This window comes from Dysgonomonas mossii (assembly GCF_004569505.1).
In the GTDB taxonomy this organism is placed as follows: domain Bacteria; phylum Bacteroidota; class Bacteroidia; order Bacteroidales; family Dysgonomonadaceae; genus Dysgonomonas.
On record NZ_SPPK01000002.1, the window covers coordinates 387,232 to 401,071 of the forward strand.

The 13,840-nt window shown below is 39.6% G+C and carries 14 protein-coding genes; all 14 read left to right on the forward strand.

Going from position 1 to position 13,840, the window contains the following annotated elements; translation table 11 throughout:
• The first annotated feature begins 3 nt into the window (after positions 1-3).
• Entirely contained in the window at positions 4-1,881 is a 1,878-nt protein-coding gene (locus tag E4T88_RS06965) for an ABC-F family ATP-binding cassette domain-containing protein (RefSeq protein WP_135104748.1), read from the forward strand.
• 131 nt (positions 1,882-2,012) lie between these two features.
• Positions 2,013-2,498 (forward strand): GyrI-like domain-containing protein, encoded by a 486-nt coding sequence (locus E4T88_RS06970; RefSeq protein ID WP_135104749.1) that lies wholly within the window; start codon positions 2,013-2,015, stop codon positions 2,496-2,498.
• A 100-nt stretch (positions 2,499-2,598) separates the two neighbouring features.
• Complete coding sequence (locus E4T88_RS06975; RefSeq protein ID WP_228093794.1) at positions 2,599-3,144, forward strand: REP-associated tyrosine transposase; 546 nt, start codon at positions 2,599-2,601, stop codon at positions 3,142-3,144.
• Between the two features lie 357 nt (positions 3,145-3,501).
• Positions 3,502-4,329, forward strand: coding sequence for a glutamate racemase (gene murI / locus E4T88_RS06980; protein WP_135105278.1), 828 nt, complete (start codon positions 3,502-3,504; stop codon positions 4,327-4,329).
• 157 nt (positions 4,330-4,486) lie between these two features.
• Complete coding sequence (locus E4T88_RS06985; RefSeq protein WP_135104750.1) at positions 4,487-5,134, forward strand: hypothetical protein; 648 nt, start codon at positions 4,487-4,489, stop codon at positions 5,132-5,134.
• A 181-nt stretch (positions 5,135-5,315) separates the two neighbouring features.
• Positions 5,316-6,923, forward strand: coding sequence for a sulfatase family protein (locus tag E4T88_RS06990; protein WP_185146735.1), 1,608 nt, complete (start codon positions 5,316-5,318; stop codon positions 6,921-6,923).
• A 70-nt stretch (positions 6,924-6,993) separates the two neighbouring features.
• The gene (locus E4T88_RS06995; RefSeq protein WP_135104751.1) at positions 6,994-8,169 is read left to right on the forward strand and encodes an anaerobic sulfatase-maturation protein; all 1,176 of its coding nucleotides are present in this window, start codon (positions 6,994-6,996) and stop codon (positions 8,167-8,169) included.
• A gap of 60 nt (positions 8,170-8,229) precedes the next feature.
• Positions 8,230-9,315, forward strand: a complete 1,086-nt coding sequence (dinB, locus tag E4T88_RS07000) for a DNA polymerase IV (protein WP_135104752.1) — start codon at positions 8,230-8,232, stop codon at positions 9,313-9,315.
• A gap of 63 nt (positions 9,316-9,378) precedes the next feature.
• A complete protein-coding gene (locus E4T88_RS07005) occupies positions 9,379-9,594 on the forward strand; it encodes a hypothetical protein (protein ID WP_018074919.1) in 216 nt (71 codons plus the stop codon).
• Positions 9,591-10,037 (forward strand): nucleoside deaminase, encoded by a 447-nt coding sequence (locus tag E4T88_RS07010; RefSeq protein ID WP_135104753.1) that lies wholly within the window; start codon positions 9,591-9,593, stop codon positions 10,035-10,037. The genes E4T88_RS07005 and E4T88_RS07010 overlap by 4 nt, the downstream gene beginning before the upstream one ends.
• 139 nt (positions 10,038-10,176) lie before the next feature.
• Positions 10,177-10,935 (forward strand): NigD1/NigD2 family lipoprotein, encoded by a 759-nt coding sequence (locus E4T88_RS07015; RefSeq protein ID WP_135104754.1) that lies wholly within the window; start codon positions 10,177-10,179, stop codon positions 10,933-10,935.
• A 174-nt stretch (positions 10,936-11,109) separates the two neighbouring features.
• Positions 11,110-11,622, forward strand: coding sequence for a Fur family transcriptional regulator (locus tag E4T88_RS07020; protein WP_135104755.1), 513 nt, complete (start codon positions 11,110-11,112; stop codon positions 11,620-11,622).
• The gene (locus E4T88_RS07025; protein ID WP_135104756.1) at positions 11,619-12,884 is read left to right on the forward strand and encodes an adenylosuccinate synthase; all 1,266 of its coding nucleotides are present in this window, start codon (positions 11,619-11,621) and stop codon (positions 12,882-12,884) included. Before E4T88_RS07020 ends, E4T88_RS07025 begins: the two co-directional genes overlap by 4 nt.
• Before the next feature lie 263 nt (positions 12,885-13,147).
• Positions 13,148-13,831, forward strand: coding sequence for a zinc metallopeptidase (locus E4T88_RS07030; RefSeq protein WP_135104757.1), 684 nt, complete (start codon positions 13,148-13,150; stop codon positions 13,829-13,831).
• Positions 13,832-13,840: the final 9 nt, after the last annotated feature.

Here is a 13,840-nt window from a genome sequence, read left to right on the forward strand (position 1 = left end):
TATATGGCTTCTTTCCTGCAAGTTGAAGGACTTACAAAAAGCTTTGGTGATCTGGTTTTGTTTCGTGATATATCATTCGGTATAGCCGAAGGCGAACGCATCGGGCTGATCGCAAAAAATGGGTCGGGCAAGACCACCTTGTTGAATATCCTCACAGGAAAAGAACCTTACGATAGCGGAGCCGTTGTTTTTCGCCGCGACTTGCGTGTTGCCTATCTTGAACAAGATCCTACCTATCCCGAGAATCTGACGGTGCTAGAAGCGTGTTTCCATTCGGGGAATGATGTTACAGACCTCATTGCCGAATACGAAAGGGTAATCAACTCGAAAGATCATTCGGGGCTTGATGCTATCTTGCAAAAGATGGATATTTTGCAGGCATGGGACTACGAGCATCGTGCAAAGCAGATTTTGGGACAACTGAAAATTACCGATTTCGAACAAAAAATATCTCAGCTGTCGGGAGGACAGCTCAAGCGTGTGGCACTCGCCAATGTGCTGATTACGGAACCCGATCTTATTATTCTCGATGAGCCTACCAACCACCTCGACCTCGATATGGTGGAGTGGCTCGAAGAATACCTTCAACGTTCACGTTTGAGTCTGTTGATGGTAACGCACGACCGCTATTTTCTCGATCGTGTATGTAACGAAATCATAGAGATAGATCAACAACAGTTGTATCAGTATAAAGGAAATTTTTCGTACTATCTCGAAAAGCGAGACGAGCGTATTTCTGCTCAGAATGCCGAGTTGGATCGTGCAAACAATATTTTGCGTAAAGAGCTGGAGTGGATGCGTCGTCAACCGCAAGCCCGGGCTACGAAGGCAAAGTCGAGGATCGATGCATTCTACGACTTGGAAAAGAAAGCCCAGCAGGTGCGTGATGCCGGAAATGTGCAATTACAGATGAAAGGTACATATATCGGCAATAAGATTTTCGAAGCACAGCATGTTTACAAATCCTTTGGAGATATTAAGATACTCGAAGATTTTAATTATGTGTTTGCCCGATACGAAAAACTGGGTATTGTAGGAAATAACGGTACGGGGAAATCTACATTCATCAAAATGCTGATGGGGGAGGTTGCTCCCGACAAAGGAGGGTTCGATATTGGCGAAACTGTAAAATTCGGTTACTACAGTCAGGACGGACTGAAGTTTGACGAACAGATGAAGGTTATTGACGTGGTTCAGAATATAGCTGAGGTGATAGATTTGGGCAATGGCAGCAGGCTGACAGCATCACAATTTCTACAACATTTTCTCTTTCCACCCGAAAAACAGCACAATTTTGTCTATAAACTTTCGGGAGGAGAAAAACGTCGTCTGTATCTCTGTACAGTCTTGATAACCAACCCTAACTTCTTGGTATTGGATGAGCCTACCAACGATTTGGATATCGTTACGCTCAATATTCTCGAAGAATACCTTCAACAGTTCAAAGGTTGTGTGATTGTGGTATCGCACGACCGTTATTTTATGGATAAAGTGGTAGATCACTTGCTTGCTTTTCAGGGAAGCGCACGTATAAAGGATTTCCCAGGCAACTATACTCAGTACCGTGAGTGGAAAGAGGTGCAGGAGCTTCTTGAAAAAGAAAAGGAACAAGCTGCGAAGCCTAAAGAAGAAAAGGTGCAACAGGCGCAGCCTAAGAATGACGAAAAGAAAAAGCTTTCGTTCAAAGAAAAGCGTGAGTTTGAAGAACTCGATGCGCTGATACCGCAACTAGAAGAAGAGAAAGCGAACCTTGAAAATGAATTATCCAGCGGTACATTATCCACTGATGAATTATTGCAGAAATCGAATCGTATCAGTCAACTGATGGAGGAGATAGAAGAGAAAACAATGCGTTGGCTGGAGTTGAGCGAGTTGGCATAGTATTAGAATAGGTGATTGCAAATCCCTCATGACTTAATCTTTCGGATTGCAAATCCTTATAGTAGAACGCAGGTGATTACAAATCCCCTGCAACGAAAGTATTAATTACATTCGATAAAGATAGAAATATAATGAAAAATTTGAATGTTAAAATAATAGAGTTAAACGAACGAAAATTAGTAGGATTATCTTTAGAAATGTCTTATGCTAATAACTTGACCGCAAATTTGTGGAGAAGTTTTATGCCTCGAAAGCATGAAATTAAACGTATAATAAATTCTGATTTAATCTCTATGCAAATTTATCCAGTTTCTTTTGATTTTTCTCCAAATATAAATTTTAGAAAGTGGGCTGCTGTAGAGGTTTCACTGGTTGAAGATATTCCTCAGAATATGGAAAGTTATACTATACAAGGAGGACTTTATGCCCTGATTCATTATAAGGGGTTGAGTACAGATACACGTGTCTTTGGATATATTTTTAATGAGTGGCTACCCCAATCTGAATATCTCTTAGATAATAACAGACCTCATTTTGAAGTGTTGGGTGAGAAATATAAAAATAATGATCCTGAATCTGAAGAGGATATCTATATCCCGATAAAGATTAAAAAGTAAAGAGAAGATTTGTTCCTCTCCAATTTTACCGTCCGATCGTCCTTTCGGATTTGCAATCCGAAAGTATATATTAGCAGGATTTGCAATCCGCAATAGAATCATGATAAATATACAAAACCGAATAGCACAAGATATATATTTTACAACAACTACAGTTGTCGATTGGGTTGATATCTTTACTCGTCCACGATATAAACATATCATAATAGAGTCATTGCAATATTGCCAACAAAACAAGGGTTTATTAATATATGCCTGGGTATTAATGAGTAATCATTTGCATATGAGTGTAAGTGCAGAAGGGGAAAATACGATGAGTGACATTCTGCGCGATTTTAAGAAACATACAAATAAGGAAATTATTAGTTCGTTAGAAAGCGACATTCAGGAGTCGCGTCGCGAATGGATGTTAAACCGTTTTGAGTACGCTGCACGAAACGATAAGAAGATTAAGAATTATCATTTTTGGCAAGATGGAAACGATATGCAACCTATTTATATGTATGATTATTTAGTACAAAAATTGAATTATATTCACCAAAATCCGGTGATAGCCGAAATTGTTGATAAGCCGGAGGAGTATAAGTATAGTTCAGCTATAGATTATGCAGGCGGGAAGGGTCTGCTAAATGTTATTATTGTTTAGTTTTTTTTCGGATTGCAAATCCTTATAATAAAAGGCAGGTGATTACAAATCCTCTGTAACGAAGGGTGAAAATAATTATTTTTTCCTGATTTTATAACTAGATATGTTATCTCTTTCGTCCTTTCGGATTTGTAATCCGAAAGTATACGATCGTCCTTTCGGATTTGCAATCCGAAAGTATATATTAGTAGGATTTGTAATCCGCAAATAGAATCATGATAAATATACTACCATCCTTCCGGATTATAAATCCGAAAGAAAGATAGAGGAATGATACAACTCCCGATTTAATTTTTAATATCAAGATTAATCAAATAACTTCAATATTGTATTTATCTTTGCAGAAACAAAAAGATGATGCTTAAACCCGGACCTATTGGTGTATTTGATTCAGGATATGGAGGTCTCACGATACTATCGGAGATACAAGCTCTTATGCCCGAATACGATTATTGCTATCTTGGCGATAATTCACGTGCACCTTATGGCGCTCGATCGTTTGAGGTAGTCTATGAGTTTACCAAGCAGGCTGTAACGGCATTGTTCGATATGGGGTGTAACCTTGTTATCCTTGCCTGTAATACAGCATCGGCAAAAGCTTTGCGTACCATTCAGCAAAAAGATCTGCCAAATATGAATCCCGATAAGAGGGTGTTGGGTATTATACGCCCTACAGCCGAGATCATTGGACAGATAACACGCAGCAGGCATGTAGGAGTATTGGGTACAGTGGGCACTATACAATCGCAGTCGTACCCGATAGAGATAAACAAACTGTTTCCCGATATAAAAGTAACCGGTGAGGCTTGCCCTATGTGGGTTCCTTTGGTAGAAAATAACGAATACGAAAGTGAAGGAGCAGACTACTTTGTGAAAAAAAATCTCGATAATATTTTAGCTAAAGATCCCGATATAGATACACTTATTCTCGGTTGCACGCATTACCCGTTGTTGCTGAATAAGATAAAGAAAATCCTACCTGAGGAGGTAACCGCCTTGCCTCAGGGAGAATACATTGCCCATAGCCTCAAAGATTATCTGCGACGGCATCCCGAGATGGATGAGGCATGTACCAAAAACGGAGAGACGCATTATTTTACAACCGAATCTTCCGAAAAGTTTTCAGGTGCGGCAACTATTTTTCTGAACAAAGAGATAGAAGTAAAGCACATTACACTCGATTAAAAATCCCTTATTTTTCGGTCTGCTAAAAAACAATTATATTTGTTTTTATTAATTGGCATGGATTTTACAAAAAGGAAATAGAAAAGTAAAAACCCCCTATTGTATATTATATAAATATACATCATTTAGAGCATTTCAATAAAAATAAACAAACAGGATGAGCTACCTTTCGAAAGAATATCAGGAACAGTGGAATTTCTCAAAATATCCTCCAAGTGCTTATCGCATCTTTGGATTTGTGTTTAGTAAGCAACCCGGAAGTTTTAACTACAATAAAAATATTGTCCAGATATTTACATTAAAACCGGATGATTTACCCGAACAAATTAGAATTGATAATTTCAAGAAATTGTGTCAAAGCTTGTTCAGAGAGGTGAATGTAAAAGAAGACTTAGATGTAAAAACAGAAACTGACGATGAAAGTAAAGAGACTACAATCACTTTCTCTTCCAACAATATTTGCAACTGCTTGCAGTCTTTAAAATATGAAGATGAGAAGATACTCTTCAATACGCTTTACAAACCATCATTGGGAACATATCCCTTGAGCCTCAATCAGCGTGTCGAGTTTATTTTGGGAGTTTATTTAAATCATTCTCATCACAAAACAAAAATGCTGTTTCGTGACAATTATCCTAAAATGGCATTGACTCATAGTTTTATGGCTGATCTGGCGGGAGAGGATGATGAATTCATTTTAACTTCACGTTTCGACAAGTCGCATAGCCACGTTATTGAGATTAACGAAAATGGGCAACTGTGGAAAAAAATAGAAACATTGCTTCTAGAATATGGGTATCAGTAATAAGTGATGATTCTTTTTTCGCTTCTTGAACCAGCAATTTTCTATCTTTCAGTAAGTGTAACATTAGATGTAAGGAAAGTAATATAAAAGTAACAGCCTGAGGTGTGTTACTTTTGTTTTATCATTCAATTTATTTTTATTAATTTTAGAGTATTGTTTTAACCCAAACACCTGATATTCCATGATAGATTTAAAGAGGTTTACTTTAGTAATTATTCCTGCGTCAATACTCAGCCCATATAGTTATAGCCAAAATAAACAGAGTGATGCACCTCAATCCCGTCCCAATATTATTCATATAATGACGGACGATCATTCGTTTCAGACAATCAGTGCATACGGGCATCCTATCTCCAAGTTGGCTCCTACACCCAATATAGACCGATTAGCGAACGAAGGCATGCTGTTTCAGCAAGCTTTTGTCGAAAACTCATTGTCTACCCCTAGCCGGGCATGTCTTATGACAGGCTTGTATAGCCATCAGAATGGGCAACGTCAGCTCGGTGCAGGTATAGATACAACCAAAATCTTTTTTTCTGAATTACTTACGCAGGCAGGATATCAAACAGGAGTTGTAGGTAAATGGCATATGCAATGCGAACCAAAAGGATTTGATTATTATTGCGTGCTCAACGATCAGGGAGATTATTATAATCCGAGCTTCAAAACGAAAGACTCTCACGGCAAATACATACGCGAAGAGGGGTATGCAACCAACCTGATTACAACTCATTCGATAGACTTTCTTAAAAACAGAGATAAGAGCAAACCTTTTGCCCTGTTGGTACATCATAAAGCTCCACACAGAAACTGGATGCCCGAAGCGAAGTATTATGACTTGTACGAAGATGTGGAATTCCCTAAACCTGAAACATTCTATGACGATTACGAAAGCCGTTGCTCTGCTGCCCGCACTCAGGATATGACTATCGATAAGACGATGACATTTATTTATGATTTGAAACTAAATGAATTGAAGAATACACCACCCTATAATAAGGAATGGAGTGACGGTGGATTGCAACAAGCGATGGATCAAATGACTCCCGCTCAGCGTGAAGCTTGGGAGAAGGCCTATCATCCTAAGAATATGGAATTCATTAACAGTAACCTGTCCGGCGATGCGCTGCTCGATTGGAAATTTCAACGTTATATGAGAGACTATCTTCGCTGTATAAAATCGATTGACGATGAAGTCGGACGCTTGATTGATTACCTCGAAAAAGAGGGTTTGATGGATAATACAATTATTGTGTACACCTCCGATCAAGGTTTTTATATGGGAGAACATGGGTGGTTTGATAAGCGTTTTATGTACGAAGAATCGTTCAGAACACCGCTGATAATACGTTATCCCAAAGCCATAATGTCAGGGACGAAAACCGATGCTTTGGTGCAGAATATAGACTTTGCTCCTACTTACTTGTCATTAGCCGGAATAGAGAAACCCACAGAAATGAGCGGAGTTTCTCTTGAAGGATTGTTTGACGGCAAGACTCCTAAAAATTGGAGAAAAGACTTATATTATCACTATTATGACTATCCTGCGATTCACAATGTACGCCGTCATGATGGTGTGAGGACAGAAAGGTATAAGCTGATTCATTTTTACGGTAAAGGCGAAATAGGCAATGATGAAGATATTAATTGTAACGAGTTGTTTGACTTGCAAAATGATCCGACTGAATTACATAATCTCTACGGAAAAGAAGGGTATGAAGAAATAACGAAGGAGTTACAGACTACTCTCGATAATTATAGAAAGAAACTCAAGGTAGATGAATTTTAAGTGAGTGAAAAACTCTTTCCGTCCGTCTATTATCAACTAGAAATAATATCACAATCTAAAACCAGACCGGATGTCTTCGAAAACGTATGCTCCTTTTGCAAAGCCACTGTATGTGATGCTCAAGCCAATAGGAGCTGTTTGTAATCTAGGGTGCACTTATTGCTATTATCTGGAGAAGAAGGAGCTGTATCCCGACAAGGATAATAAGACAATAATGAGTGACGATCTTCTGGAACGGTTTGTCTCTCAATACATCGAGGCACAAACCATGCAGCCGATACTTTTTACATGGCATGGGGGCGAACCTTTGATGCGTGACATCTCGTTTTATAAGAAAGCACTGGAGTTGCAACGTAAATATGCTAAAGGGAAACAGATATCGAATACTCTGCAAACGAACGGCACGCTGTTGAACGATGAATGGTGTGAATTTTTTAGAGAAAAAAACTTCCTGATCGGCATTTCCATTGATGGGGCTAAGCCCTTCCATGACAAATACAGAACAACAAAAGATAGGCGTCCGACATTCGATCGTGTTGTGGGGGGGATCAATCTTCTAAAGAAGCATGGAGTGGAATACAATATAATGGGAGTTGTAAATGACTTTAATATCAACCATCCGCTACAGTTTTATCAGTTTTTTAAAGATATCGATTCTCATTACATCCAATTCTCTCCTGCTGTGGAAAGAGACAGCAAGGGGAATGTGACTCAATGGAGTGTTACGCCCGAAAAATGGGGCGATTTTCTTATTGCTATATTCAACGAGTGGGTAAGGAAAGATGTCGGAATCTATTTTGTTCAATACTTCGATTCTGCACTGGCCAATTGGGTTGGTGTCGACCCCGGAATTTGTATCTTTGCTAAGAATTGCGGACATGCCGGAGTTATGGAATTTAATGGTGATGTGTATTCTTGCGATCACTTTGTATATCCTCAATATAAGTTGGGTAATATAAACGACAAGACATTGATAGAGATGATGTATTCGACGCAACAAACCGAATTTGGGTTAGCAAAGTCGGCTTCCTTGTCATCTCAGTGTAAGCAATGTAAGTATTTGTTTGCTTGTCGTGGCGAATGCCCTAAAAACCGAATTTCAAAAACTCAATCGGGCGAAGAAATAAATTATCTATGTAATGGCTATTACAAGTTCTTCGAACATATAGCCCCCTATATGGACTTCATGAAAAAAGAGCTGGAAGCACAACGTCCTCCCGGTAATATTATGAAAGTCTTAAAATAATTATTGCAATAAGATTTTTATGTACACTTTTGTTACTTTTTAGTTGGAGTAAGAAAGAATATGCGAAAAATAATCCACATAGATATGGATGCTTTCTATGCATCTATCGAGCAACGCGACTATCCCGAATACAGGGGTAAGCCTCTTGCTGTGGGTTATGCGGGGCCTCGGGGAGTAGTGGCGGCAGCCAGTTACGAGGCTCGTCGCTACGGAGTGCGTTCGGCTATGGCTTCCAAAACGGCTTTGCGTAAATGTCCGCATCTGATATTTGTTCCCGCACGCTTCGATGTCTATAAGTCTGTTTCGAAACAAATAATGGAGATATTCCACGAATATACCGATTTGGTAGAGCCTCTCTCGCTGGACGAGGCGTTCCTCGATGTTACCGAGAATAATATGAATATAGCTTCAGCCACTCAGATAGCACAGGAGATAAAGCAAAAAATACGAGATGCGACAAACCTAACGGCTTCGGCGGGAGTTTCGTTCAATAAGTTTTTAGCAAAGATTGCCTCCGATCAGAATAAACCAAACGGGCTGTTTGTTGTAAAGCCTAAAGTAGCTGAGCAGTTTGTGGAGTCACTAGCTATTGAGCAATTCTTTGGGGTAGGGAAGGTTACAGCCAAAGTAATGCATCAAATGGGTATCAAGACGGGGTGGGACTTGAAGCAACGTTCGGAGAATGAACTTGTATCTGTTTTTGGTAAAGCAGGACATATTTATTATCAGAATGCACGAGCCATCGATTATCGTCCTGTAGAGTCGCAACGCATCAGAAAGTCCATCAGCTCCGAAACAACCTTCGACAGGGATATCGACTCGCTTGACGAATTGGCTGTGGAGTTGGATGTCGTGGCACGTGATACGTTCGATTACTTACAGAAGAAGAAGTTTAAGGGACGAACCGTAACCCTGAAAATCAAATATGCTGACTTTAAGATAATAACCCGAAGCCGTACATTCGCCGATGCTGTGGAAGACTACGAATCGTTTTACAAAGCAGGATTTGAGTTGCTTAAGCTCGTTGATTTATCTCCTAAAGTTCGCCTTATAGGTTTGGGTGTAAAGAATAGCGATGATGAGATGGGTTGGTATGATGCTGTTCAGTTGCGCATCAATTTTGAAGAAGATGAGGCTAAAGGTTAGGCTAAATGTATATTCTTCTCAAAATCCTTTCAGATATTCAGATAAGTACTTACTTTTGCAGCAATGAAACCAAAGAAGAAAGGGGCACATAGTAACCGCACGAAACATTTGCTTTTCTCGCTCAACGAAGAAGAGTATGCCCTTATATCTTCGTACATCAAGAAATACAAGATAGCAAACCGTTCGCGATGGTGCAGGGAAACAATTATTACCCATGTGCTTAAAAGCCTTGAGCAGGATTATCCTACGCTCTTTGGCGAAAACGAAATGCGCCGATGACAACCAATATTCTCAACGACGAGTACTATATGCGTCAGGCTCTTAACGAAGCCCGTCAGGCATTCGACAAGGGTGAAGTTCCTATAGGTGCGATAGTTGTTTGCAAGGGGCGTATCATTGCACGTGGACATAATCTCACCGAAACGCTCAACGATGTCACAGCCCATGCAGAGATGCAGGCGATTACGGCAGCCGCCAATGTGCTTGGTGGTAAATATCTTACCGATTGTATTCTGTATGTTACCATAGAGCCATGCCCGATGTGTGCCGGAGGTATACTCTGGTCTCAAATATCTAAAATTGTATATGGGGCAAAAGATGAAAAAAAAGGCTACTCTGTATTTTCCCCATCCATATTACACCCCAAAACTGAAGTTGTTTCCGGTGTCATGGAAGACGAATGCGCTTCTTTGATGAAAGAATTTTTCAAACAGAAGAGGTAGTTAACTTTCTGCATTATAGACAATAACTAATTGTTTAACATTAATTTATATTTTCTCATGCAGCATGAGGGACGAAATATTGTCTATTATATTGTAAGGCAAAAGTATTTTAAACTATAGATTAAAAAATTAAAGAGTTATGAAGAAAACTGTAAAACTATTTTTAGCATCAATTCTCGGCTTTGTTTTAACAGCAGGATTTTCTTCTTGTTCGGACGATGATGGTTACTCACTCGATAAATACTGGGTGTCTATGGTAACCGTAAACAAAGTGGGAGAAAATACGTATGATTTTACGCTCGACAATGGAAAAAAACTGTGGATTGCAGCTCCTGTTGGGTTAAATCTGAAACCAAAATATAACAGAGCTATTATAAACTACACAATTTTATCCGACCAATATCAGGGATATGATCATGCTATCAAACTCAACGGCTACAAAGAAGTGTTGACAAAGGGCGTAGTATACATTCCGTCCGACGATCAGGCAAAGCAAGACAGCATCGGTCACAATCCTATTAAGGTTCATTCTGCATGGGCAAGCGGAGGCTATCTGAATATCTATTTTGGATATAACAGTGGCGGAACCACAGCCCACATGCTCAATCTTGTGTCAGCACAGCCCGACTTGTCGGTGTCAGGTGATGTGGTGAAGCTGGAATTCAGACACAACCAACGACAAGATCCGGAGCATTATCCTGTGAGTGGCTATGTATCTTTCGATCTAGCGCCATATTTGATAGCAGGACGAGATAAAGTAACATTTGAAATAACATGGATGGACTTTGGTGGGAAAACCAAGACAGATACGATTGAATACAAGTATGGTGCGGTTGAGGCTCAATCTAAAGACATACCAAGCGACGACAGTAAAACAACTAACCTGAATATTTATTAATATTCTTTTTGATTTCCTTTCGAAAAAGAGAGCTCGTGAGAGTTCTCTTTTTCTTTTTTCTGCTATAAAGTCTTTGAGATACTGATTTTTATGAACACTTTCTTTTTTTTCTGAGGTTATACCACTGTTTATTCTTTAAAAAGATGTATTTTTGTTCAGATCAGATTTTTTTAAATGGATAACATTAAACTAAAAGACCAAGTTAAGAACGAATTCACAGATTATCTGAATTTAAACAAGCATCGTAAAACTCCCGAAAGATACGCAATACTGGATCACATCTATTCTACTAAAGGGCATTTCGATATGGATTCCCTTTACAATTCTATGAAGCAGTCGTGTTTTAGAGTTAGCCGAGCCACATTGTACAATACTATAGAGCTGTTGCTGGATTGTAATCTGGTAGTCAAGCATCAGTTTGGAGCAAATGTGTCTCAGTACGAACGTGCTTATGGAAATGAGAACCATGACCATCTGATCTGTCTTAGTTGCGGCGAGGTGAAAGAGCACAAAAATGGCAACCTGTTCACTCCTGCGCAACAGAAAAAACTACAACGCTTCAAGGTTAGCTATTACAGCATGTATATTTATGGTATATGCAACAAATGTATACGGGCTAAGAAGACGGAAGAAAAAAAGAATAAAGTAACAGAAAGTAAGAATACTCGTATTAATAAGAAAAAATGAAAGTAGATGTATTGCTCGGCCTGCAATGGGGCGACGAAGGTAAAGGAAAGATAGTAGATGTTCTAACGCCTGATTATGAAATCGTAGCCCGTTTTCAAGGTGGTCCAAATGCAGGGCATACACTTGAATTTGAAGGCAAAAAGTATGTTCTCCGTTCAGTACCATCCGGTATATTTCAGGGAAATAAACTGAATGTTATCGGCAACGGAGTTGTGCTCGATCCTGCTTTATTCAAAGGAGAAATAGAAGCATTGGAAAAATCGGGACATGATCTCAAATCGAGACTATATATCTCAAAGAAGGCTCACCTTATCCTTCCTACACACCGTTTGCTCGACGCATGCTACGAAGCATCGAAGGGAGACTCTAAGATAGGAACTACAGGTAAGGGTATTGGACCTACATATACCGACAAGGTTAGCCGCAACGGCTTGCGTGTGGGCGATATTCTTCACAACTTTGAAGAAAAGTACAATGCTGCCAAAGCAAAACATCTGAGGATTCTCAATCAATATAATTACGATACAAATGCGCTGGCTGATATCGAAAAAGAGTGGTTTGAAGGAGTGAAGAAACTCAAAGAATTTACTTTTATCGACAGCGAGCACTTTATAAATAATGCTACCAAGTCGGGCAAAAAAATATTGGCAGAAGGTGCACAAGGTACAATGTTGGATATCGACTTCGGGTCGTATCCGTTTGTTACTTCTTCCAATACGATTACAGCCGGAGCTTCTACAGGTCTGGGTGTTGCCCCTCGAAACATCGGTGAGGTGTATGGTATCTTCAAGGCATATTGTACACGCGTGGGTAGTGGGCCGTTTCCTACCGAGCTGCATGATGCTACGGGAGATAAGTTGCGTGAATTCGGATTTGAGTTTGGCTCGGTAACAGGTCGTCCGCGTCGTTGCGGATGGATCGATCTGGTTGCTTTGCGCTATGCTATAATGATAGATGGTGTGAGCCAGCTGATAATGATGAAGAGCGACGTGCTCGATACATTCGAAACTATAAAAGCCTGTGTGGCTTATGAAGTAAACGGAGAGAGAGTAACCGAATTTCCTTTCGAGATAGATGATAGTATCAAACCTATATATCAGGAAATGAAGGGTTGGAAAACCGATATGACAAAAATGCAGAAGGAAGACCAGTTCCCGAAAGAATTCAGCGATTATGTTGCATTCCTCGAAAAAGAACTGGGTGTGCCTATCCGTATTGTTTCGCTCGGACCGGACAGAGCGCAGACCATTATTCGTAAATAATTTCTGATAAGAAATATATCGACCTCTTTGTCATGCTGAATGAGAGTAAGGCGTCTTCAAGATAGAAAAAGACGGTTTTATTTCATTCTGCATGACATTAGGTTTTTAATAGAGACGGCTGAAACGAAAAATAAGTCAAATTTAATTAAGAAATGTGATTGTCATTCAAATACATTATATGACAAAAACTCAGGTGGCACATTTTTTGTTTAGTTACTAACAAGTAAATTAGTAGAAAAAATCATTTTAAAAAGAAATAGACTATGCCTATAGGTTGGATATTATTTGGACTAATAGCAATAGCCAGTTTTGCAGTTCAGCAGATGCTGAAAAGCAAGTTTAATAAGTACTCTAAAGTTCCGTTGAGCAGCGGAATGACAGGTCGTGATGTAGCCGAAAAGATGCTTCATGACAATGGAATTTATGATGTGAAAGTTGTATCTACAAGCGGTATGCTTTCGGATCACTACAACCCTGCCAATAAGACAGTCAATCTGAGCGAAGGTGTATATGCCAGCAATAGTGTGGCTGCTGCTGCTGTAGCTGCTCACGAATGTGGTCATGCGGTACAGCATGCTCACGAGTATGGACCGTTGAAGATGCGTTCGGCTCTTGTACCTGTTGTAAGCTTTTCATCAAGCATTGTGATGTGGGTTATTCTTGCCGGAATATTTACGATTAATATATTTCCTGCCTTGATATGGATTGGTATTGCTCTTTTTGCAATGACAACAATATTCAGTTTTGTTACACTCCCTGTAGAGGTGAATGCCAGTAGCCGCGCTTTGGCATGGCTTAATACTGCCGGAGTGACAAATGTAAACAATCATGATATGGCAAAGGATGCTCTCAAATGGGCAGCTTATACCTATGTGATAGCAGCTATCGGCTCATTGGCTACGCTTATATATTACATCATGATAGCCATGAGTGGCAGACGTAGCTAATCGTTTATA

Excerpts from the sequence above, each read along its gene's own strand:
- E4T88_RS07015 (WP_135104754.1), top strand. The coding sequence starts at position 10,177 with ATGAAGAAAACTGTAAAACTATTTTTAGCATCAATTCTCGGCTTTGTT.
- dinB (WP_135104752.1), top strand. The coding sequence starts at position 8,230 with ATGCGAAAAATAATCCACATAGATATGGATGCTTTCTATGCATCTATC.
- murI (WP_135105278.1), top strand. The coding sequence starts at position 3,502 with ATGCTTAAACCCGGACCTATTGGTGTATTTGATTCAGGATATGGAGGT.
- E4T88_RS06990 (WP_185146735.1), top strand. The coding sequence starts at position 5,316 with ATGATAGATTTAAAGAGGTTTACTTTAGTAATTATTCCTGCGTCAATA.
- E4T88_RS06965 (WP_135104748.1), top strand. The coding sequence starts at position 4 with ATGGCTTCTTTCCTGCAAGTTGAAGGACTTACAAAAAGCTTTGGTGAT.
- E4T88_RS06970 (WP_135104749.1), top strand. The coding sequence starts at position 2,013 with ATGAAAAATTTGAATGTTAAAATAATAGAGTTAAACGAACGAAAATTA.
- E4T88_RS07030 (WP_135104757.1), top strand. The coding sequence starts at position 13,148 with ATGCCTATAGGTTGGATATTATTTGGACTAATAGCAATAGCCAGTTTT.
- E4T88_RS07005 (WP_018074919.1), top strand. The coding sequence starts at position 9,379 with ATGAAACCAAAGAAGAAAGGGGCACATAGTAACCGCACGAAACATTTG.
- E4T88_RS06985 (WP_135104750.1), top strand. The coding sequence starts at position 4,487 with ATGAGCTACCTTTCGAAAGAATATCAGGAACAGTGGAATTTCTCAAAA.
- E4T88_RS07010 (WP_135104753.1), top strand. The coding sequence starts at position 9,591 with ATGACAACCAATATTCTCAACGACGAGTACTATATGCGTCAGGCTCTT.
- E4T88_RS07025 (WP_135104756.1), top strand. The coding sequence starts at position 11,619 with ATGAAAGTAGATGTATTGCTCGGCCTGCAATGGGGCGACGAAGGTAAA.
- E4T88_RS06995 (WP_135104751.1), top strand. The coding sequence starts at position 6,994 with ATGTCTTCGAAAACGTATGCTCCTTTTGCAAAGCCACTGTATGTGATG.
- E4T88_RS07020 (WP_135104755.1), top strand. The coding sequence starts at position 11,110 with ATGGATAACATTAAACTAAAAGACCAAGTTAAGAACGAATTCACAGAT.
- E4T88_RS06975 (WP_228093794.1), top strand. The coding sequence starts at position 2,599 with ATGATAAATATACAAAACCGAATAGCACAAGATATATATTTTACAACA.